This window comes from Streptomyces sp. V3I8, from assembly GCF_030817535.1.
Lineage (GTDB): Bacteria > Actinomycetota > Actinomycetes > Streptomycetales > Streptomycetaceae > Streptomyces.
This window is the reverse complement of sequence record NZ_JAUSZL010000002.1, coordinates 5,791,925-5,813,257: the sequence shown is the minus strand read 5'-3', so window position 1 is coordinate 5,813,257 and position 21,333 is coordinate 5,791,925. Positions and strand designations below refer to the sequence as shown.

Genomic DNA, 21,333 nt, shown 5'->3' with positions numbered 1-21,333 from the left:
ACTGCGCGACCTGCCCCCGCCGGGGCCGCGGACGAAGTACCCGGCGGGGGTTCGGGGGCGGAGCCCCCGGGCTCGGGACGGGAAGGGGCGGCGGGGGCGGAAAAGCCCCTCAGTCCACCAGGTCGCGGACCACCGCGTCCGCCAGCAGCCGCCCCCGCAGGGTCAGGACGGCACGCCCCTCCTCGTACGGGCCGGCCTGAAGCAGCCCGTCCGCCAGCGCCCGGCGCGAAGCCGCGAGTCCCGCCGGCAGAAGCAGCGACAACGGACACCCCTCCAGAAGCCGCAGTTCCAGGAGGATGCGCTCGACCCGCCGGTCCTCCTCGGACAGCAGTTCCCGCCCGGCCCCGGGCGACCGCCCGGCCGCCAGCGCCCCCGCGTACGCCCCCGGGTGCTTGACGTTCCACCACCGCACCCCGCCCACGTGGCTGTGCGCCCCGGGCCCGGCCCCCCACCAGTCGGCCCCCCGCCAGTACAGCTCGTTGTGGAGGCACCGCCCGGCCTCGGAGGTCGCCCAGTTGGAGACCTCGTACCAGGAGAAGCCGGCCTGCGACAGACGTTCCTCGGCCATCAGGTACCGGTCCGCGTGGACGTCGTCGTCGGTCATCGGCACCTCCCCGCGCCGGACGCGCCGCGCGAGCTGCGTGCCCTCCTCGACGATCAGCGCGTACGCCGACACGTGGTCGGGCCCGGCGCCGACCGCCGCGTCGAGCGAGGCCCGCCAGTCGTCGTCGCTCTCCCCGGGGGTGCCGTAGATGAGGTCGAGGTTCACATGGTCGAAGCCGGCCGCGCGGGCCTCGGCGACGCAGGCCTCGGGCCGGCCGGGGGTGTGGGTGCGGTCGAGGATCCGCAGCACGTGCGGGCGGGCGCTCTGCATGCCGAAGGAGATCCGGTTGAACCCGCCGGCCCGGAGCGTGGCCAGGTAGGCCGGGTCCACCGACTCCGGGTTCGCCTCGGTGGTGATCTCCGCGTCGTCCGCGAGCCCGAACTCGTCGCGGACCGCCCCCAGCATCCGTACGAGGTCGTCGGCGGCGAGCAGGGTGGGCGTACCGCCGCCGACGAAGACCGTGCGGACGGGCCGCGGGTCGTCGCCGAGGACCTTGCGGGCGAGGCGGACCTCGTCGGCCAGGGTCTCGGCGTAGTTGTCGCGGGAGGCCAGTACACCGCCCGAGCCGCGCAGCTCCGTCGCTGTGTAGGTGTTGAAGTCGCAGTAGCCGCAGCGGGTCGCGCAGTACGGGACGTGGAGGTAGAACCCGAGCGGACGGTCGGCCGCGCCGGCCAGGGCGTGCGCGGGCAGCGCCCCGTCGTCGGGGACGGGCTCGCCGTCGGGAAGTGCGGAAGGCATGTCCTCCATTGTCCCGTACCCCCGGCGGTACCTGTTCCGCCCGGCCCCGTCGGCTCCGCCTGCCCCGTCTACTGCGCCTGCAGCACCAGCAGCGCCAGGTCGTCCTCCGGCGGTTTGCCGCCGAACTCGTGCACCAGGCGTCGGATGCGCTCCGCGATCAGTTCGGCGCTCAGCCCGTCGCAGCCGGCGAGCGCGGCCGCGAGTCCGTCGTCGTCGTCGAACTGCCGGTGTCCGTTGCGCCGCTCCGTCACGCCGTCCGTGACGCACAGGATGCTGTCGCCGGTCCGCAGTTCGAAGGTCCCGCAGCCGTAGGTGGCGTCCTCGAAGACGCCGAGGAGGGACTGCGGCGTGGCCACCTCGGAGACCTTCCCGCCGGCCTCCAGGAGCAGCGGCAGCGGGTGCCCGGCGGAGGCCATGGTGCAGCGCACCCCGCCCTCGACGGGCACGAGCTCGCCGTACAGGAGGGAGAGGAAGCGGGTCTGCGGGCCCTCGTCCGCGGGCCCCGCGCCGCCGGCGGCCACCAGGGCGCGGGCCGCCGCGTCGGCGGTCTCGGTGGCGTCGTCGAGGAGGAGGCGGTTGAGGCGGTCGAGGACCTCGGGCACCGCGTACCTCTCGCGGGCCAGCAGCCGCAGCCAGGGCCGGGCGAGGCCGATGACGACGGCCGCCTCGGGCCCCTTGCCCTGGACGTCGCCGAGGGCGAAGCACCAGCGCCCGTCCCCGGCGGGGAAGAGGTCGTAGAAGTCGCCGCTCGGTCCGCCCTTGTCGCACGGTTCGTAGACGAGCGCGCTGCGCACCCCGGGGATCTCGGCGACCGCCCCGGGCAGCAGCCCGCGCTGGAGCACGCGGCTGATGGTGGCCTGGCGCGCGTACTGGCGGGCCGCTCCGACGGCGAGCGCGACCCGGCGGCTGAGGTCCTCGACGAGCCCGGTGATCTCGTCGGGGAAGTGGTCCTGCCCGGCCCGCCCGATGACGAGGGTGCCGAGCGGCCTGCCGCCCGCGACCAGCCGGTACGCGAGGGCCGAGCCGACCTGCGCCCCCGGGCCCAGCGCCTCGGCGGGCCAGGGCACGGGGACGGGCCCGGAACGCGCCGACTCGGGCGGCTCGGGCGGTTCCTTCTCCAGGAAGCGGCGCAGTTCCTCCATGCGGTTCTCGCTGCCGTGCCAGACACGGGCGAGCCGCGGTCCGCCGACGGCACCCCCGTCGGAGCGGCCCGGCGCCTCGTCCTCGAGCCACACCGCGCACCAGTCGGCGAGGCGCGGCACGACCAGCTGGCCGGTGAGAGCGGCGACCAGGTCCTCGTCGAGCTGCCCGCCGAGCAGGTCGGAGGCCTCGGCGAGGAAGGAGAGGGCGCCGCGGTTGAGCCAGTCATGGTGCTGCACGTGGTGCCGGGGCGCGGGGGCGAGGATCTCGGCGGCCCGCTGTCCCCGCCGCAGGGCGTGCTCGCCCTCGTAGGCCTCCGTGGCCTCCGTCTTCCCGGCGGCCGCCCGGCCCTCGGCACCCTCGGCTTCCTCGGCGCCTTCGAGGGGCAGCCGCGCCCACACGGTCTTGACGCCGGTGCGGTAGGTGATGCCCCAGGCGTCGGAGAGCGCGGAGACGAGCCGCAGTCCGCGGCCGTACTCGACGGAGTCGCGCGGGCGTTCGGCGCCGTCGTCGCGGACGGCGCGTTCGGGATGGTGGTCGGAGACCTCCACGAGCAGGGCCCGCGCGACGGCGGGCCCGGCCTCGGCCGCGGTGCCCGCCGGGGAGGCCGTGCGGGCGGTCTCCGGAGCCGTCGCGGGAGCGCCCCTGCTGCCCGGGACGACCGCCGGGCACTCCTGGGAACAGGTGTCGAGGCGGCACAGCAGTTCGACGTCCGTGCCGGCGTGCACCACGGCGTTCGTCACGAGTTCACTGACGACCACCAGCACATCGGCCACGAGCTGATCGGTAATCAACTCCTGTCCGTCCAGGCCGAGTTCGGCCCATCCGGCGAGTGCCGAACGGACGAACCTGCGCGCCGCACCCGGCGCGAGAGGGTTACCCGGCAACGAGGTACGCGCCACCGCGTGCGGGCGTACCGTGGTGTCAGGAGCACGGGACTCGGACTCCCGTTGCGTCGGAATGGCCCCCACTGTGCGGCTCCATGAGCAGTTCGGACGAATAGGCCTCGGGCGATGCCGCCACAGTGACAGACTGGCTACGCCCATAAGCGCCGAGTTACCGAAGTGGGCCACCATGAGCGATAACAGTGCTATGCATGTGCTAGAGGACGGACAGGTCCGGGCATCCGATCTGCGGCCGCTCCTCGCCGCCATGACCTCCGCCCGGGACGGTGACTTCAGCAAGGTGCCCGAGACGGGGCACGGCATAGTGGCCGAGCTGGGCTCGGTGTTCAACCAGATCCTGGACCGGAGTGTGCACTTCAACACGGAGGCCCAGCGGGTCCGCCGGGAGATCGTGCGCCACGGCCGGCTGGACGAGCGGTTCTCCGCGAGCCCCGGCCAGGGCCACTGGACGACCCGCGTCGACAACGTGAACCAGCTGCTCGACGCCCTGGTGGCGCCGGCCGCCAACGCGACCCGGGTACTGGACGCCGTGGCGGGCGGCGATCTGACGCAGCGCGTCGACCTGCACGACGGCAATCGTCAACTCCGCGGCGATCTGCGCCGTATGGGTCAGGCCGTCAACAAGATGGTCGACCAGCTCTCCCTGTTCACCGGTGAGGTGACCCGGGTGGCGCGGGAGGTCGGCACGGAGGGGCGGCTGGGCGGCCGCGCCAAGGCGGCCGGCCTGTCGGGAAGCTGGCGGGACGTGACCGAGGCGGTCAACACGATGGCGGCCCGGCTGACCGCCCAGGTGCGTGACATCGCGCTGGTGACCACGGCGGTGGCGCGCGGCGACCTGACCCGCACGGTGACGGTCGAGGCGACCGGTGAGCTGCTCGAACTGAAACTGACCGTGAACACGATGGTCGACCAGCTCTCCGCCTTCGCCGACGAGGTCACCCGCGTCGCCCGCGAGGTCGGCACGATGGGCCAGCTGGGCGGCCGGGCCCAGGTGCGCGGCGTGTCCGGCGTCTGGAAGGACCTCACCGACAACGTCAACTTCATGGCCTCGAACCTCACCTCGCAGGTCCGCAACATCGCCCAGGTCACCACGGCGGTGGCCAACGGAGACCTGAGCCAGAAGATCACCGTCGGCGCCCAGGGCGAGATCCTGGAGCTGAAGTCGACCATCAACACCATGGTCGACCAGCTCTCCGCCTTCGCCGACGAGGTCACCCGCGTCGCCCGCGAGGTCGGCACCGAGGGCAACCTCGGCGGCCGGGCCCAGGTGCGCGGCGTCTCCGGCGTCTGGAAGGACCTCACCGACAACGTCAACTTCATGGCCGACAACCTGACCTCCCAGGTCCGCAACATCGCCCTGGTGTCCACGGCCGTGGCCCAGGGCGACCTCGGCAAGAAGATCACGGTGGAGGCGAAGGGCGAGATCCTGGAGCTGAAGTCGACCATCAACACCATGGTCGACCAGCTCTCCGCCTTCGCCGACGAGGTCACCCGCGTCGCCCGCGAGGTCGGCACCGAGGGCAACCTCGGCGGTCAGGCCCAGGTGCGCGGCGTCTCCGGCGTCTGGAAGGACCTCACCGACAACGTCAACTTCATGGCCCTGAACCTGACCTCCCAGGTGCGCAACATCGCCCAGGTGACGACGGCCGTCGCCAACGGCAACCTCTCCAAGAAGATCACCGTCGACGCGCGCGGCGAGATCCTGGAGCTGAAGGACACCGTCAACACGATGGTGGAGCAGCTGCGCGCCTTCGCCGACGAGGTGACGAGGGTGGCCCGCGAGGTCGGCACCGACGGCAGGCTCGGCGGGCGCGCCCAGGTCCTCGGCGTCTCCGGTGTGTGGCAGGACCTCACCGACAACGTCAACTACATGGCCGACAACCTGACCTCCCAGGTGCGCAACATCGCGCAGGTCGCCACCGCGGTGGCCCAGGGCGACCTGTCGAAGAAGATCGACGTCGACGCGCGCGGCGAGATCCTGGAGCTGAAGACCACCATCAACACCATGGTGGACACGCTGTCGTCCTTCTCCTCCGAGGTCACCCGGGTGGCCCGCGAGGTGGGTTCCGAGGGCCGGCTCGGCGGCCAGGCCCGGGTCGAGGGCGTCTACGGCACCTGGAAGCGCCTGACGACGAACGTGAACGAGCTGGCGTCCAACCTCACCACCCAGGTCCGCGCGATCGCCGAGGTGGCGTCGGCGGTGGCCCAGGGCGACATGTCCCGCTCCATCACGGTGGAGACCCAGGGCGAGGTCGACGAGCTCAAGGACAACATCAACCTGATGGTGGCCAACCTCCGCGAGACCACCCGCGCCAAGGACTGGCTGGAGTCGAACCTCGCCCGGCTCGCCGCGCTCATGCAGGGCCACCGGGATCTGATGGAGGTCGCCGACCTGATCCTGCGCGAGCTGACCCCGCTGGTGAACGCCCAGTACGGCGCCTTCTTCCTGGCCGACCCGGAGGAGGACAAGACGACCCAGCAGACGGCCCTGCCCACCAAGGGGCTCGCCTTCATCGCCGGGTACGGATCGGCGCAGAGCGCGACGGTCGACACGGTCAGCATGCCGGTGCACGGGCTCGTGCGGCAGGCCGCGCGCGAGAAGAAGCGGATCCTGGTGGAGGAGGCCCCGCCGGACTACATCAAGATCAACAGCGGGCTGGGCGAGGCGGCCCCCGCGAGCGTCGTCATCATCCCGATCCCCTTCGAGGACAAGCTGCTCGGCGTGATCGAGCTCGCCTCGTTCTCCCGCTTCTCCGACGTCCACCTGGCGTTCTTCGACCAGTTCGTGAACACCATCGGCGTCGCCATCAACACCATCATCGCCAACTCCCGCACGGAGTCCCTGCTGGGCGAGTCCCAGCGCCTCGCCATCCAGCTCCAGGACCGCTCCGACCAGCTCCAGTCCCAGCAGGCCGAGCTGCAGCGCTCGAACGCCGCGCTGGAGGAGAAGGCGGCGCTGCTCGCGACCTCCTCGCAGTACAAGTCGGAGTTCCTGGCGAACATGTCGCACGAGCTGCGCACCCCGCTCAACTCGCTGCTGATCCTCGCCCGGCTGCTCTCCGACAACCCGGACGGCCACCTCTCCGACCAGGAGGTGCAGTTCGCGACGACGATCCACCGGTCGGGCTCGGACCTGCTCCAGCTCATCAACGACATCCTCGACCTCTCGAAGATCGAGGCCGGCCGGATGGACGTGCGCCCCAAGAAGCTGCCGCTGATCAAACTGCTCGACTACGTGCACGCCACGTTCCGTCCGCTCACCATCGACCGCGGTCTCGCCTTCGAGGTGGCGGTCGGCGAGGACGTACCGCGCGAGATGTTCTCCGACGAGCAGCGCATCCAGCAGATCCTGCGCAACCTGCTCTCCAACGCGATCAAGTTCACCGCGTCGGGCCGGGTCGAGCTGCGCGTCAACCGCGTCAAGGACCCCGAGCCGCACTTCCCCCGGGAGGACAGCGACGACATGATCTCGTTCTCGGTCTCCGACACCGGCATCGGCATCGCCGCGGAGAAGCTCCCGGTGATCTTCGAGGCGTTCCAGCAGGCCGACGGCACGACGAACCGCAAGTACGGCGGCACCGGCCTCGGTCTCTCCATCAGCAGGGAGATCGCGGGTCTGCTGGGCGGCCGCATCGTCGCCGAGAGCATGCCCGGCAAGGGATCCACCTTCACCCTGTACGTGCCGGTCGTCAGCCCGGGGCACCCGACCGGGTCGAACATCGAGGACCGGCCCCTGCTCCTGCCCGAGCAGTTGTCGGACGAACCGTTCAGCGTCCACGACCAGGACGACAGCTGGCCGACGCCCACCAAACTGGAGGAGTGGAAGACGGGCCGCGCGGGGCAGGTCCTGCCGGGGCGGCGGGTGCTGATCGTGGACGACGACATCCGCAACGTGTTCGCGCTCACCCATGTCCTGGGCCGGGTCGGGATGCCCGTGCTGTACGCGGAGAACGGCCGCGAGGGCATCGAGTCCCTGGAGCGCAATCCCGACGTCGAACTCGTCCTGATGGACATCATGATGCCGGAGATGGATGGTTACGAGACCATCTCCGTCATCCGCCGCACCCCGCGCTGGGCCGGACTTCCCATCGTCGCCCTCACCGCCAAGGCGATGCCGGGCGACCGCGAGAAGTCCATCGCACGGGGCGCGAACGACTACGTACCCAAACCTGTGGACGTCGATCAGCTGCTGACCGTCGTCTGCGCCCTCCTGGACCCCGAGGGGACGGACGCCGAGGGGACGGACGCCGAGGAACAGGACCCGAAGGAGCCGGAGGGCTCCGCCCCGGCCGTCGTCGCGGGAGCCGGCACACCGGCGGAGCCCGCTGTCCCACCGCCCGATGAATGAGGCAGGCAATCGATCACCATGAGCTTTGAGGCATCGACCGACGAGCGCGCCAGCATCCTCCTTGTCGACGACATGGAGGACAACCTGGTGGCGCTGGAGGCCGTCCTGGGGTCCCTCAACGAACCGCTCGTACGTGCCCGTTCGGGTGAGGAGGCGATGAAGGCGCTGCTGCGGCAGCGGTTCGCGGTCGTCCTGCTCGACATCCGTATGCCGGGCATGGACGGGTTCGAGACCGCCGCGAACATCAAGCGGCTCGACCAGACCAAGGACGTACCGATCATCTTCCTGACCGGTACGGACTCCGACGCGGGCTACGCGTTCCGGGGGTACGCCACCGGGGCCGCCGACTATCTCACCAAGCCGTTCGACCCCTGGGTGCTGCGCGCCAAGGTGACCGTCTTCCTCGATCTGCACCGCAAGAACCGGCAGCTGGAGCGGATGCTCGCCCGTGAGCAGGCCCAGTTCGACGAGCTGGCCGACCGGCTGCGCGCGATCGAGACGCAGCTGGCGGCCGGCGGTGTCGCCGACGCGGCCGACCTGCACCGGCACGTGCGCCACATGGAGGACCTGCTCCGCGAGATGCGCAGGGGACGGGGCCTGTGACCCCGTCCCCGCACCAAACCGCCGCCCGGACGTCCAGGGCGGCGGCCGCACCGCCTACGCCTCCCGCGCGCCCGCGTACATCTCGTCGATCAGGTGCCCGTACTCCCGCTCCACGACCGGGCGCTTGAGCTTGAGGCTCGGGGTCAGTTCGCCGTGCTCGATGTCGAGGTCCCGGGGCAGGAGCCTGAACTTCTTGATGGTCTGCCAGCGCTGGAGGCCCTCGTTGAGCGTCCTGACGTAGCCGTCGATCAGCTCGACCGTCGCGGGACGGGCGACGACCTCGGCGTAGGACATGCCCTTCAGGCCGTTGTCCTCGGCCCAGCCGAGGATGGACGGCTCGTCGAGGGCGATCAGCGCGGTGCAGAAGTTCCGGTCGGCGCCGTGCACGAGGATGTTGGAGACGTACGGGCAGACGGCCTTGAACTGGCCCTCGACCTCGGCGGGCGCGATGTACTTGCCGCCGGACGTCTTGATGAGGTCCTTCTTGCGGTCGGTGATGCGCAGGTAGCCGTCCACGGACAGCTCGCCGATGTCCCCGGTGTGGAACCAGCCGTCGGACTCCAGGACCTCGGCGGTCTTCTCGGGCAGCCCGTGGTAGCCCTCCATGATGCCGGGACCGCGCAGCAGGATCTCGCCGTCGTCCGCGATACGCACCTCGGTGCCGGGCAGCGGCTTGCCGACCGTGCCCGTGCGGTACGCCTCGCCGGGGTTCACGAAGGAGGCCGCGGACGACTCCGTGAGCCCGTACCCCTCCAGGATGTGGATGCCGGCGCCCGCGAAGAAGTAGCCGATCTCCGGCGCGAGGGCCGCGCTGCCGGAGACGCAGGCGCGCAGCCGGCCGCCGAAGGCCTCCCGGATCTTGCCGAAGACGAGCGTGTCCGCGAGCTTGTGCCGGGTGGCCAGCGGGAAGGGCGCGGAGGCCACACCGGTACGGCGGAAGTTGTCCTGCGTGACCTTCGCGTACTCGCGGCCGACCCCGGCCGCCCACTGGAAAATCTTGTACTTGGCGCCGCCGCCGGCCCGGGCCTTGGCCGCGACCCCGTTGTAGACCTTCTCGAAGATGCGCGGCACGGCCGCCATGTACGTCGGCTGCACGACCGGCAGATTCTCGATGATCTTGTCCACGCGGCCGTCGACGGCGGTGACGTGCCCGACCTCGATCTGGCCGGAGGTGAGCACCTTGCCGAAGACGTGCGCGAGCGGCAGCCACAGGTACTGGACGTCGTCGCGGCTCACCAGACCGGTCGCGGAGATGGCCTTCGCCATGTACGACCAGTTGTCGTGCGGCAGCCGGACGCCCTTGGGGCGGCCGGTGGTGCCGGAGGTGTAGATGAGGGTCGCGAGCTGGTCCTTGGTGATCGCCCCGACCTTCGCCTTGATCAGGTCGGGGTTCTCCTCCAGGTACGCCGCGCCCCGCCGCTCCAGCTCGGCGAGACCGAGCACCCAGTCGCCCTCGTCGTCGAGGGACTCGGCACCGGCCGGGTCGATGACCACCACACGGGTGAGCTCGGGCAGCTCGGCGCGCTTCTCGCGGGCCTTGGCCAGCTGCTCCGCGTCCTCGGCGATCAGCACCCTGCTCCCGGAGTCGGAGAGGATGAAGGCCGACTCGTCCGACTTCGTCGACGGGTACACGGTGGTGGTCGCCGCGCCCGCGCACATGATGGCGAGGTCCGCGAGGATCCACTCGACGCGGGTGGAGGAGGCGAGCGCGACCCGCTCCTGCGGCCGCACGCCCAGCTCGATCAGACCGGCCGCGATCGCGTAGACCCGGTCGGCCGCCTGCGCCCAGCTCAGCGACCTCCACTCGTCGGGCCCCTCGCCCGAGGCGGCGGGTACCGGATAGCGGTACGCCTCCGCGTCCGGCGTGGCCGCAACGCGCTCCAGGAAGAGGGCCGCCACGGACGGCGGACGGTTCTCGATCAGGGTCTGTGTGTCGCTCACGACATCCTCCGGGGCCCGCGACAGCGCGTGTGACCGGCTCGTTGCGGTTGGCTGCGGTCGTTGTTTAACTCGCGAGTAACGTCGAGTGGTGATCAGCGTAAAGCCCGTCCGCCCGGTACGTAAGAGGCGGCGGCCTGTCACTTCGTACAGAGCGTGGCCGGAGCGAGGCGGTCCGTGGACGCCGCGGGCCCGCCGCACGGAAGCACGACGGGCCCACGATTTCGGGCCTGGCCCGATGGTTGCTGGGGGCTACTTCTTCCCCTTGGCGGCGGCGCCGTTGTCGTCACTGGACAGCACGGCGATGAAGGCCTCTTGCGGAACCTCCACAGAGCCCACCATCTTCATCCGCTTCTTGCCCTCCTTCTGCTTCTCCAGCAGCTTCCGCTTGCGGGAGATGTCACCGCCGTAGCACTTGGCGAGGACGTCCTTGCGGATGGCGCGGATGGTCTCGCGGGCGATCACCCGGGAGCCGATGGCCGCCTGCACGGGGATCTCGAAGGCCTGGCGCGGGATCAGCTCACGCAGCTTGGCCACCAGCCGTACGCCGTACGCGTAGGCGGCGTCCCGGTGCGTGACGGCGGAGAACGCGTCCACGCGGTCGCCGTGCAGCAGGATGTCGACCTTCACCAGCTGCGCGTCCTGCTCGCCGGTGGGCTCGTAGTCCAGGGAGGCGTAGCCGCGGGTCTTGGACTTCAGGTTGTCGAAGAAGTCGAAGACGATCTCGGCGAGGGGCAGCGTGTAGCGGATCTCCACACGGTCCTCGGAGAGGTAGTCCATGCCGAGCAGGGTGCCGCGACGGGTCTGGCAGAGCTCCATGATCGAGCCGATGAACTCGCTGGGGGCGAGGATCGTGGCCCGGACGACCGGCTCGAAGACCTTGTCGATCTTGCCCTCGGGGAACTCGCTCGGGTTGGTGACCGTGTGCTCCTTCCCGTCCTCCATGATCACGCGGTAGACCACGTTGGGCGCGGTGGCGATGAGCTCGAGGTTGAACTCGCGCTCCAGGCGCTCCCGGATCACGTCGAGGTGCAGCAGGCCGAGGAAGCCGACGCGGAAGCCGAAGCCGAGGGCCGCGGAGGTCTCGGGCTCGTAGACCAGGGCCGCGTCGTTGAGCTGGAGCTTGTCCAGCGCCTCGCGCAGGTCGGGGTAGTCGGAGCCGTCCAGCGGATACAGACCGGAGAAGACCATCGGCTTCGGGTCCTTGTACCCGCCGAGGGCCTCCGTCGCGCCCTTCTCCTTGCTGGTGATCGTGTCGCCGACCTTGGACTGACGGACGTCCTTCACGCCGGTGATGATGTAGCCCACCTCGCCGACGCCGATGCCGTCGGCCGGGGTCATCTCGGGGGACGAGACGCCGATCTCGAGCAGCTCGTGCGTGGCGCCGGTCGACATCATCTTGATGCGCTCGCGCTTGTTGAGCTGGCCGTCGATGACACGGACGTACGTGACGACGCCCCGGTAGGAGTCGTAGACCGAGTCGAAGATCATCGCGCGGGCGGGGGCGTCCGCGACACCGACCGGCGCCGGCACGTCACGGACCACCCGGTCCAGCAGCGCGTCCACGCCGACACCGGTCTTCGCCGAGACCCTGAGCACGTCCTCCGGCTGGCAGCCGATGAGATTCGCCAGCTCCTCGGAGAACTTCTCGGGCTGCGCGGCCGGAAGGTCGATCTTGTTCAGCACCGGGACGATGGTGAGGTCGTTCTCCATCGCCAGGTAGAGGTTGGCGAGGGTCTGGGCCTCGATGCCCTGGGCGGCGTCGACGAGGAGGACCGTGCCCTCGCAGGCGGCGAGCGACCGCGACACCTCGTACGTGAAGTCGACGTGCCCGGGGGTGTCGATCATGTTGAGGATGTGGGTCTCGCCCTTGCTGTCCCCGGCGGTCGGGGCCCAGGGCAGTCGCACGGCCTGGGACTTGATCGTGATGCCCCGCTCGCGCTCGATGTCCATGCGGTCGAGGTACTGAGCGCGCATCTGCCGCACGTCGACCACTCCGGTGAGCTGGAGCATCCGGTCGGCGAGCGTGGACTTGCCGTGGTCGATGTGCGCGATGATGCAGAAGTTGCGGAGCAGGGCCGGGTCGGTACGGCTCGGCTCGGGCACATTGTTAGGGATCGCGGGCACGCAGGGTCCTGTCTCTTGAGGCGCCTGTCGCCTCGGGTCGGATCGATACGTAGGCTCCATGGTCCCACGGGCGGCGACGTGCGACCGGTTTGGGCCGTCCGCGGGGTGACTGCTACCGTGGACAGCTGTGTCTCATGCCCTCTCTGCACGGGACACGCAGGACACGCACCATTCGGTTAAGAGAAATCACCGGCGCGCGAGACCTTCCGTCCCGTGCGCCTGAACCTGAGAAGGCTCATTTCGTGGCGAACATCAAGTCCCAGATCAAGCGGATCAAGACCAACGAGAAGGCCCGGCTGCGCAACAAGGCCGTCAAGTCCTCCCTGAAGACCGCGATCCGCAAGGCCCGCGAGGCCGCTGCCGCGGGTGACGTCGAGAAGGCCACCGCTGCCGCGCGCGAGGCGTCGCGGAAGCTGGACAAGGCCGTCTCCAAGGGCGTCATCCACAAGAACCAGGCCGCCAACAAGAAGTCGGCGCTTGCTTCGAAGGTCGCCACCCTCCAGGGCTGATCCCCTGCCGAGTCGCCGGGCTCCGGCCCAGCGCTCACTTGATCGAAAAGATCGAATCGCCGGAAGGACCCGAGCGGGCCCTCTCTCTCCGCTCCCGGCCGGCACCCCGACTCGTACACGACTGCGTTCGCCACGCGGGTACGGGTCCCCAGCGTGACCCGAGCCCCGGTTGCCGCCCTTTCGCAGGGCGGCCGACCGGGGCTTGTTCTTTCAGCCCGTCCGGCGTTCGTTCTTTCAGCCTGTCCGGCGTTTGAGGACGAGCGCGCCAGCGCGACAGGGGGGGGTCTGGGGGTCTGGGGCGCAGCCCCGGGAACGCGACCGGATCGGATCGGGTGGGGGCGGCAGGGGCGAAACCCGGTGGCGGGGGCTAGCCCCGGCCGGAGCGGGCCGCCCGGACGATCGCGACGACCGCCTTCTCCAGCGCGTACTCGGGATCGTCGCCGCCCCCCTTCACCCCCGCGTCCGCCTCGGCGACCGCCCGCAACGCGGCGGCGACCCCGTCGGGCGTCCACCCCCGCATCTGCTGCCGGACCCGGTCGATCTTCCAGGGCGGCATCCCCAGCTCCCGCGCCAGGTCGGCCGGCCGGCCGCCCCGCGCGGAGGACAGCTTCCCGATGGCCCGCACCCCCTGCGCCAGCGCGCTCGTGATCATCACGGGCGCGACGCCGGTCGACAGGGACCACCGCAGTGCCTCCAGGGCCTCCGCCGCCCGCCCTTCGACCGCCCGGTCGGCCACCGTGAAGCTGGAGGCCTCCGCCCGGCCGGTGTAGTACCGCCCGACGACGGCCTCGTCGATGGTGCCCTCGACGTCCGCGACGAGCTGCGTCACCGCCGAGGCCAGCTCCCGCAGATCGCTCCCGATCGAGTCGACGAGCGCCTGGCACGCCTCCGGCGTCGCCGACCGCCCCAGCGTCCGGAACTCACCGCGCACGAAGGCCAGCCGGTCCGCCGGCTTGGTCATCTTGGGACAGGCGACCTCCCGCGCCCCCACCTTGCGCGCGGCATCGAGCAGCCCCTTGCCCTTGGCCGCCCCCGCGTGCAGCAGCACGAGCGTGATCTCCTCGGCCGGAGCGCCCAGGTACGCCTTCACGTCCTTGATCGTGTCGGCCGACAGGTCCTGCGCATTGCGCACCACGACGACCTTGCGCTCGGCGAAGAGCGACGGACTGGTCAGCTCGGCGAGCGTGCCCGGCTGCAACTGGTCCGAGGTGAGGTCCCGTACGTCGGTGTCCGCGTCGGCGGCGCGCGCGGCGGCCACCACCTCCTGCACGGCACGGTCGAGCAGGAGGTCCTCCTGCCCCACGGCGATCGTGACGGGAGCGAGTGGATTGTCGTGTGCAGAGTTCCTGGCCATCGCGCCCAAGCATCCCACGCACCACCGACAACGGGCCCGCGGCTACGGTCTCCCTACGGCTCCTCGCGCCACCCGTCCCACTCCCCCGCGAACCCGTCCAGCTCGTCCGCGTCCAGCCGCCCGTTCTCGTCCCGCAGCACGAGGAGCCACTGGGCGTCCTCGGCGTCGTCCTCGCCGGCCAGGGCGTCCCGGACGAGCTGCGGCTCCTCGTCCAGGGCGAACCGTTCCCCGATGGCTTCCGCCGCCTCCCGCGCGGCATCGCGGTCGGGCAGCACCAGTACATGTCTCACGTCGCTCACCCGCCCATTTTCCGGCACCGGGACGAGACCCCGCACCGGGGGCACCCGGCACCGGAGGCCCGGGCCGGCGCGGGGCCGGCGCGGGGCCGGCGCGGGGCCGGCGCGGGGCCGGCGCGGGGCCGGCGCGGGGTCAGCCCTTGGGGACGATCTGGATGTCCAGGTCGACCGTGATGCTCGTGCCGACCATGGCGATGCCCTTCGCCAGCATCGACCGCCAGCTCATCGTGAAGTCGTCGCGCCGCAGCTCGGTGGTGGCCCGGCAGGCCGCCCGCACCTCGCCCTCCGCGCCGTTGCCGACCCCGAGATACTCCGTGTCGAGCGTGACCGTCCGTGTCACCCCGTGCAACGACAGCGCCCCGGCGACCCCCCACCGGCTGCCGCCCCGGTGCGTGAACCGGTCGCTGTAGAACTCGATCGTCGGAAACCGGTCCACGTCCAGGAAGTCCGCGGACTTCAGGTGCCCGTCCCGCATCCTGACGTTGGTGTCGATCGACGCGGCGTCGATCACCACGTGCATGGCCCACTGCTCCATGTCCTCGCCCATCCGGACGATCCCCGCGAAGGTGTTGAACCGGCCCCGCACCCGGGCCAGCCCGATGTGCCGCGCGGTGAAGCCGATCGAGGAGTGGGTCGGCTCTATCTCCCAGTCCCCCGGCCCGGGTAACGCGGGCGGTCTGGCGGGATTCAGCGTCACGTCACCGAGCGCCGCCACCTCGTTCTCGGGCACCGTGACGTTCGCCCGGTACGGGGCGTGCCCCTCCGCCGACACCGCGAGCCGGTACTCCCCTGCGGGGACCGTCACCAGGAACGACCCGAACGGATCGAGCTCCCCACCGACCACCTTGCGCTCCGCGGTGTCCGTGACCACGAACTCCGCGTCCGACACCGGCCGGCCGACCGGATCCAGCACCCGACAGCCGAGCCCTCCGGCACCGGCCGGCATGGACACGCTGGCGAGATTGCCCGCCTGCGCCCGGTTCGTACGGTTCCCCAGCCAGCTGCCGGCCATCTGCGACCCACCCTCGCGTCAACACACCGTGAAAACACTCGTTGTCGGGGAGGTATTCGACCACTGATGCGACTTTCGAGGCAACAGACGACCACATCGCAGTAAACCAGCGCATGTGCTGGTACTACGCACGAGTAGCCCGAATTCGCCGCTCCGTTTACGTTTTCCCCTCAGGCGTCCCCTTTCCCGACCACCGGGACGCGCTCCAGCACGATCCCGAACCGCTCCCGGTACGCCGCCAGCACCTCCTCGTCCGAAGCGAGCTCCGTCGTCCCCTTACCGCCCTCGGGGGCCGTGACCGTCAGCGTGCGCCCGCTGAGCGTGACCCGCCCGCCGTCGTCGGTGACCCGCGAGCAGACCGTCGACCGCGTGAAGTGCGACGCCGGCGAGGTGCTGTGCCACCAGGCGCCGGCCACGAAGTCCCCCAGCACCCGCGGCCTCGTCTCCAGCCGGTACCTCGACCCGCCGTCCCGCACCACCTCCAGGTCCCCGAACTCCCCGGCGCTCCCCCGCACCCCGGCCGGATCCGCCCCGGCCACGATCACCCGGAACGTACCCGCCGGATCCGCCTGCTCGCCCCGCTCCCCGAAGGCCAGCGGATAGTGGCTGTGCGCCCCGAACCCGACGTCGGCCAGCCAGTCACCGCCGTCCACCGTCCTGACCCGCAGCGCGAGATGGTCGTACGGGATCCCGAGCCGGTCCCCCTCCCCGTACACCCGGCCCGCGAGCAGCGTCACGTCGAAGCCCAGTGCCTTGAGCAACGCGCCGAACGCCCCGTTCAGTTCGTAGCAGAAGCCACCTCTGCGGGCGCCCACCACCTTGTCCAGGAGCCGTTTCTCATCCAGCGCGATCTCCTCCCCGAGATGGATCGACAGGTTCTCGAACGGCACCGTCAGCAGGTGTCGCAACTGCAGTTCACGGAGTACGTCGGTGGTGGGCCAGGCGGGGTGGGTGACGCCGATCCGGCGGAGGTAGGCATCGACCTGTGCGGGTTTCATACCTTCAGTCTCGCGTGACCAGCAGCCGATCGTCTCCTCCTCCCACCGCCACCGCCCCGTCCACATCAGTGCGCAGCACCTGCGCGCCCCCCGCTTCCAGTGCCAACACCGTGCTCGGTGCGGGATGTCCGTAGGGGTTGTCGGCGCCGCAGGAGATCAGCGCGAGGCGCGGCGCCACCCTGCGTATGAACTCCGGATCCTGATGGGCCGACCCGTGATGGGCGACCTTCAGGACGTCCACGGCCGCCAGGGCGGCCCCTGCCTCAGACCTCGACAACGCCTGCTGGGCAGGTGGTTCGAGGTCTCCGAGCATCAGCATCGTCAGTCCGGCCGACCGGACGAGCAGGGTGACGCTCGCGTCGTTCGGGCCCTCCGGCCGCAGAACCGGGCTCGGGCTCGGGCTCGGGCTCGGGACCGGGCTCGGGGCCGAGTCCGGAGGCGGGCTCGGGGGCGGCCACAGCACCTGCCAGTCGAGCCCTCCCGTACGGCGCCGTTCCCCCGCCGCCGCCCGCGTCACCGGGATGCCTCGGACCGCCGCCTGCCGGCGCACGAACTCCGCCTGAGCGAGCGGCTCCTCGAAATCCGTCGTCTCGATCGCCCCCACCGACCGGTCCCGCAGCACACCCGGCAGCCCCGCCACATGGTCCGCGTGGAAGTGGGTCAGCACGACGAGCGGGATCCGGGTGATGCCGAGTGCGCGCAGACAGCGGTCGACCAGTACCGGATCCGGCCCCGCGTCGACCACCACCGCGCTGCCGTCGCCCGCCGCGAGCACCGTCGCGTCCCCCTGGCCGACGTCGCACATCGCGAACCGCCAGCCGGGCGGCGGCCACCCGGTGATCACCCGGGTGAGGGGCGGCGGCTGCACCGTCACGAGCAGGAGCAGCACCCCGCAGGCACCGCACAGCCAGGGATTCCGCAGGACCCTGCGCCCGATGAGCACGAGGACCGCAATGACGCAGGCGAGCGACAGCGCCCCGGTCCAGCTCCCCGGCCAGTCCACGCCCGAACCCGGCAGGGCCGCACCCGCCCGGGCGATGTCCGCGATCCACCCGGCGGGCCAGCTCGCGCACCGGGCCAGCACCTTCGCGACCGGCATCGCCCAGGAAGCCGTCACCAGCGTCGCGAAGCCCAGCACCGTGGCCGGCGCCACCGCGAACTCCACGAGCAGATTGCAGGGCACCGCCACCAGGCTGACCCGCGCCGAGAGGACCGCGACGACCGGCGCGCACACCGCCTGCGCGGCCCCGGCAGCCGCCAGGGCCTCGGCCGCCCTCGGGGACACCCCTCGCGCACGGAGCGCCGCGCTCCACCTCGGGGCTAGCGTGAGCAGCGCGCCGGTGGCGAGCACGGAGAGCAGGAAGCCGTAACTCCGGGCCAGCCAGGGGTCGTACAGCACCAGCACGAGCACCGCCGTGGCCAGCGCCGGGATCAACGTCCTGCGGCGCCCGGTGGCGACGGCCACCAGGGCGATCGATCCGCAGGCCGCGGCCCGCAGCACGCTCGGGTCCGGCCGGCACACGATCACGAAGCCGATCGTGAGCGCCCCGCCGCACAGGGCCGTGGCCCGCAGCGGGAGACCGAGCCGGGGCGCCAGTCCGCGGCGCTCGATCTGCTGGGCCCGGCCCGCCGGCCCGATGAGCAGGGCGAGCACGATCGTGAAGTTGGCGCCGCTGACGGCGAGGATGTGCGTGAGATCGGTCGCTCTGAAGGCCCCGTCCAGCTCCGGGGTGAGCCGCGAGGTGTCCCCGACCACCAGCCCCGGCAGCAGCGCCCGCGCGTCCGGCTCCAGTCCGCCGGTCGCCTCGCGCAGCCCGCTCCGCAGCTCGCCGGCGAACCGCTGGGGGGCGGACGGCTGCCCGACCACCCCCGGTGGCCCGCTGCCGCGTACCCGGAGCACCGCAGCGATCCGGTCGCCGCCCCCGAGCGCGGGCACGACCCGCGCCGTCACCCGCACCCGGGTGGACGGCAGGAGGGAGAGCCAGGGCGACCGCGCCTTCCCCCGGGCCAGCCCCGGACCCGCGTCCACGATCAGCAGTACCGGTGTACGGATCCGCGCCTGTGCCCCGCCCGGCTCCTCGACCTGCCGGACCTCGGCGTCGAGCAGGACCGCGGTCGGAGCGGCGTGGTTCCCCTTGATCCGGGGGCGGGTGAGCCGGGGATCCGAGGTGACCTCCACCTCGGCGGTCACCTGTGCGTACCGTTCCGCCAGCTCGGGGATCGGCCCTCTGCGCAGATCGGCGCCGTGCAGCCCGGCGGAGGCGGCCGCGCCCGCGGCGCAGAGCAGCACGGCCGCGACGGAGGCCCTGGACCAGGGATGCCGACGACCTCCCCACGAACCGGCACGTCGGTCACCGGTCCGTCGGTCACCGGCACGGCCCCGCGCGGTGCCGCGTACCGTGATCAGGAGCCACCCGGCCGCGGCCACGCAGACACCCACCAGAGCGGCGGTCCACCCCGGCGGCATGTCCGGCGTCACCGCGGCCGTCGCCCATGCCGCCAGCGCCGGCGGGACCAGCCGCAGATCCGTGGGACCTTCCTGACGGGGATGCGCGGCCCCGAGCGGACTGCCGGCGCCCACGTGCACGGCCGGCCGGCCCGCGGAGAGCGTCACGCCCGTACGCGATTCTGCAGATCGGCGAAACGGCGGTCGCCGATCCCGTTCACCTCACGGAGCTCGTCCACCGAACGGAAACCGCCGTGCTGGGTTCGGTAGTCGATGATGTGCTGCGCGAGTACGGGTCCGACACCGGGCAGCGTGTCCAACTGGTCCAGGGTGGCGGTGTTGAGGGCGACCGGAGCCGTGAGAGCGGCAGCGGCTCCACTGCCGCCGGCGCCGCCCGGTGGCCCTGCGGCGCCGGGTCCTGCCACCGGCGGCGGCGCGCCGACCACCACCTGCTCGCCGTCCACCAGGAACCGGGCGCGGTTGAGGCCCTCGGTGTCCGCGCCGGAACGCAGCCCGCCCGCGGCCTCGATCGCGTCCGTGACCCGGGAACCAGCAGGCAGCCGATGGACACCGGGCTCGCGCACCTTGCCGCTGACGTCCACCACGATCACGGCCCCAGCACCGCTCCCGGCTCCTGCTCCGCTCCCGGCTCCTGCCCCGATGCCGGTCGCGCTCGCCGGGGTCCGTGCCGCGGCGTCGGTCCCGGCGGCGGTCCCGGCCGCCGTCCTCCGCCCGCCCTCGCCCTCCTTCCCGTACGGAACCGCGGCCCGTACGACCTCCGGGGCCCGCACCGGCTGGGTCCGTCCCGTCCAGAAGTGCTGGGCGGCGAAGGCAGCGGCGACGACCAGCACCACCGTGAGCGCGGCCACGCTCCTGCGCTCCAGCCCGCACCTCGACTGCAGCCACAACGGCAGCCGCTCCCGCACGGCCAGCCCGGCCCGCGCCCGCCACGCGCCCCAGGCGCCTCCGCCCCCGTCCTCACTCCCGCTCCCACCGGAACCGGAACCGGCATCGGCACCGGCACCGGCACCGGCAGCGCTCTCGTCCCGAACCGGTGGCCCGTGCCTAGAGTCCCCGCGCACCCTCGTCCGCTCGGCGGCGAAGAGCGTCTCGGCGCGCAGGCGCAGCACCTCCGCCGAGGCCTCCCGGCGCCGGCGTCGGTACCGGGACCTGCCTCGGCAGGGCAGGCGGCGGTGTCGGATACGGCCGTCGGAGGCCGGGGCGCGGCCCGGCCCACTGCTGACCGTCGTGGTCCGTGAACGTGATCGAAGTGCCATGCCACGAGGATCGGGCACAACTCCGATGCGCGATGATCTTGCTCGATTCCGGTGGATCACCGCCCAGTTGTGGACAACCCCACCACTCGTTCGAGTCACCGCGCATACAGGTCACCGTGTCCACGAGTCACCCCGCACAGGCACCTCACCGAGGTGAGACGACCGCCGCCAGCAGCCCCGGCCCGGTGTGCGCCCCGATCACCGCTCCGACCTCGCTCACATGCAGGTCGGCCAGTGACGGGATCCGCAGCCGCAGCCGCTCCGCGAGCGCCGAGGCGCGGTCGGGCGCGGCGAGATGGTGGACGGCGATGTCGACCTGGGCGCTGCCGGCCCGGTCGGCCACGATCTCCTCGAGACGGGCGATCGCCCTGGTGGCGGTGCGCACCTTCTCCATCATCTCGATGCGCCCGCCCTCCAGTTGCAGCAGCGGTTTGACGGCCAGGGCGGACCCGAGCAGCGCTTGGGCCGCCCCGATCCGCCCGCCCCGGCGCAGATAGTCGAGGGTGTCGACGTAGAAGTAGGCGTACGTGCCCGCGGCCCGTTTCTCCGCGGCGGTGACCGCGTCGTCGACCGTGCCGCCCGCTTCCGCGCACTCGGCGGCGGCCAGCGCGCAGAAGCCGAGGGCCATCGCGACCATCCCGGTGTCCACGACGCGCACGGGCACGGGGGCCTCGCGCGCGGCGAGGACCGCCGCGTCGTACGTGCCGGAGAACTCGGCGGACAGGTGCAGCGAGACGATGCCGGTGGCGCCGGAGTCGGCGACACGGCGGTAGGTCTCGGCGAAGACCTCGGGGCTGGGCCGCGAGGTCGTGACGGACCGGCGTTTCTGCAGCGCCAGGGCCAGGGAGCGGGCCGAGATCTCGGTGCCCTCTTCGAGTGCCTGGTCGCCGAGGACCACGGTCAGGGGCACCGCGGTGATGCCGTGGCGCTCCATCGTCCGTGGCGGCAGGTAGGCCGTTGAATCGGTGACGATCGCGACATGGCGGGACATGAGCTGGAGGTTACCCGTCGGCGGACACGGGCGGCAGCCCGGCCCCT

14 protein-coding genes are annotated in these 21,333 nt (G+C 71.7%); 3 read left to right on the top strand and 11 right to left on the bottom strand.

Annotation, left to right across the window (positions count from 1 at the left end):
* Window positions 1-109: 109 nt before the first annotated feature.
* Together hemW and QFZ75_RS25780 are read right to left on the bottom strand one after the other, a co-directional pair.
* Entirely contained in the window at window positions 110-1,342 is a 1,233-nt protein-coding gene (gene hemW, locus QFZ75_RS25785) for a radical SAM family heme chaperone HemW (protein WP_307540550.1), read from the bottom strand.
* A gap of 68 nt (window positions 1,343-1,410) precedes the next feature.
* Window positions 1,411-3,453 (bottom strand): ATP-binding SpoIIE family protein phosphatase, encoded by a 2,043-nt coding sequence (locus tag QFZ75_RS25780; RefSeq protein ID WP_307540548.1) that lies wholly within the window; start codon window positions 3,451-3,453, stop codon window positions 1,411-1,413.
* Window positions 3,454-3,574: 121 nt separating this feature from the next.
* Between QFZ75_RS25780 and QFZ75_RS25775 the strand changes: the two genes are divergently transcribed.
* Entirely contained in the window at window positions 3,575-7,735 is a 4,161-nt protein-coding gene (locus tag QFZ75_RS25775) for a HAMP domain-containing protein (RefSeq protein ID WP_307540546.1), read from the top strand.
* An 18-nt stretch (window positions 7,736-7,753) separates the two neighbouring features.
* Window positions 7,754-8,338, top strand: coding sequence for a two-component system response regulator (locus QFZ75_RS25770; RefSeq protein ID WP_307540544.1), 585 nt, complete (start codon window positions 7,754-7,756; stop codon window positions 8,336-8,338).
* Window positions 8,339-8,392: 54 nt separating this feature from the next.
* Here the strand turns inward: QFZ75_RS25770 and QFZ75_RS25765 are convergent, their stop codons facing one another.
* The gene (locus QFZ75_RS25765) at window positions 8,393-10,279 is read right to left on the bottom strand and encodes a long-chain fatty acid--CoA ligase (RefSeq protein WP_307540542.1); all 1,887 of its coding nucleotides are present in this window, start codon (window positions 10,277-10,279) and stop codon (window positions 8,393-8,395) included.
* A gap of 249 nt (window positions 10,280-10,528) precedes the next feature.
* Window positions 10,529-12,403, bottom strand: coding sequence for a translation elongation factor 4 (lepA, locus tag QFZ75_RS25760; RefSeq protein WP_307540541.1), 1,875 nt, complete (start codon window positions 12,401-12,403; stop codon window positions 10,529-10,531).
* 242 nt (window positions 12,404-12,645) lie between these two features.
* Here lepA and rpsT point away from each other — a divergent pair, with 242 nt between their 5' ends.
* Window positions 12,646-12,912, top strand: a complete 267-nt coding sequence (gene rpsT / locus QFZ75_RS25755) for a 30S ribosomal protein S20 (protein WP_307540538.1) — start codon at window positions 12,646-12,648, stop codon at window positions 12,910-12,912.
* A 367-nt stretch (window positions 12,913-13,279) separates the two neighbouring features.
* Here the strand turns inward: rpsT and holA are convergent, their stop codons facing one another.
* The 7 genes from holA to QFZ75_RS25720 form a co-directional block, all read right to left on the bottom strand.
* Entirely contained in the window at window positions 13,280-14,266 is a 987-nt protein-coding gene (holA, locus tag QFZ75_RS25750) for a DNA polymerase III subunit delta (protein ID WP_307540536.1), read from the bottom strand.
* A 53-nt stretch (window positions 14,267-14,319) separates the two neighbouring features.
* Window positions 14,320-14,565 (bottom strand): hypothetical protein, encoded by a 246-nt coding sequence (locus tag QFZ75_RS25745; RefSeq protein ID WP_307540534.1) that lies wholly within the window; start codon window positions 14,563-14,565, stop codon window positions 14,320-14,322.
* Window positions 14,566-14,695: 130 nt separating this feature from the next.
* Window positions 14,696-15,574, bottom strand: a complete 879-nt coding sequence (locus tag QFZ75_RS25740) for a YceI family protein (RefSeq protein ID WP_307540532.1) — start codon at window positions 15,572-15,574, stop codon at window positions 14,696-14,698.
* Between the two features lie 170 nt (window positions 15,575-15,744).
* A complete protein-coding gene (locus QFZ75_RS25735; RefSeq protein WP_307540530.1) occupies window positions 15,745-16,572 on the bottom strand; it encodes an arylamine N-acetyltransferase in 828 nt (275 codons plus the stop codon).
* A gap of 4 nt (window positions 16,573-16,576) precedes the next feature.
* Entirely contained in the window at window positions 16,577-19,159 is a 2,583-nt protein-coding gene (locus tag QFZ75_RS25730; RefSeq protein ID WP_307544781.1) for a ComEC/Rec2 family competence protein, read from the bottom strand.
* 23 nt (window positions 19,160-19,182) lie between these two features.
* Window positions 19,183-20,295, bottom strand: coding sequence for a ComEA family DNA-binding protein (locus tag QFZ75_RS25725; protein ID WP_307540528.1), 1,113 nt, complete (start codon window positions 20,293-20,295; stop codon window positions 19,183-19,185).
* Between the two features lie 145 nt (window positions 20,296-20,440).
* A complete protein-coding gene (locus QFZ75_RS25720) occupies window positions 20,441-21,286 on the bottom strand; it encodes a DegV family protein (protein ID WP_307540526.1) in 846 nt (281 codons plus the stop codon).
* Window positions 21,287-21,333: the final 47 nt, after the last annotated feature.

Excerpts from the sequence above, each read along its gene's own strand:
- QFZ75_RS25735 (WP_307540530.1), bottom strand. The coding sequence starts at position 16,572 with ATGAAACCCGCACAGGTCGATGCCTACCTCCGCCGGATCGGCGTCACC.
- QFZ75_RS25720 (WP_307540526.1), bottom strand. The coding sequence starts at position 21,286 with ATGTCCCGCCATGTCGCGATCGTCACCGATTCAACGGCCTACCTGCCG.
- QFZ75_RS25775 (WP_307540546.1), top strand. The coding sequence starts at position 3,575 with ATGCATGTGCTAGAGGACGGACAGGTCCGGGCATCCGATCTGCGGCCG.
- QFZ75_RS25740 (WP_307540532.1), bottom strand. The coding sequence starts at position 15,574 with ATGGCCGGCAGCTGGCTGGGGAACCGTACGAACCGGGCGCAGGCGGGC.
- QFZ75_RS25770 (WP_307540544.1), top strand. The coding sequence starts at position 7,754 with ATGAGCTTTGAGGCATCGACCGACGAGCGCGCCAGCATCCTCCTTGTC.
- QFZ75_RS25725 (WP_307540528.1), bottom strand. The coding sequence starts at position 20,295 with ATGGCACTTCGATCACGTTCACGGACCACGACGGTCAGCAGTGGGCCG.
- holA (WP_307540536.1), bottom strand. The coding sequence starts at position 14,266 with ATGGCCAGGAACTCTGCACACGACAATCCACTCGCTCCCGTCACGATC.
- hemW (WP_307540550.1), bottom strand. The coding sequence starts at position 1,342 with ATGCCTTCCGCACTTCCCGACGGCGAGCCCGTCCCCGACGACGGGGCG.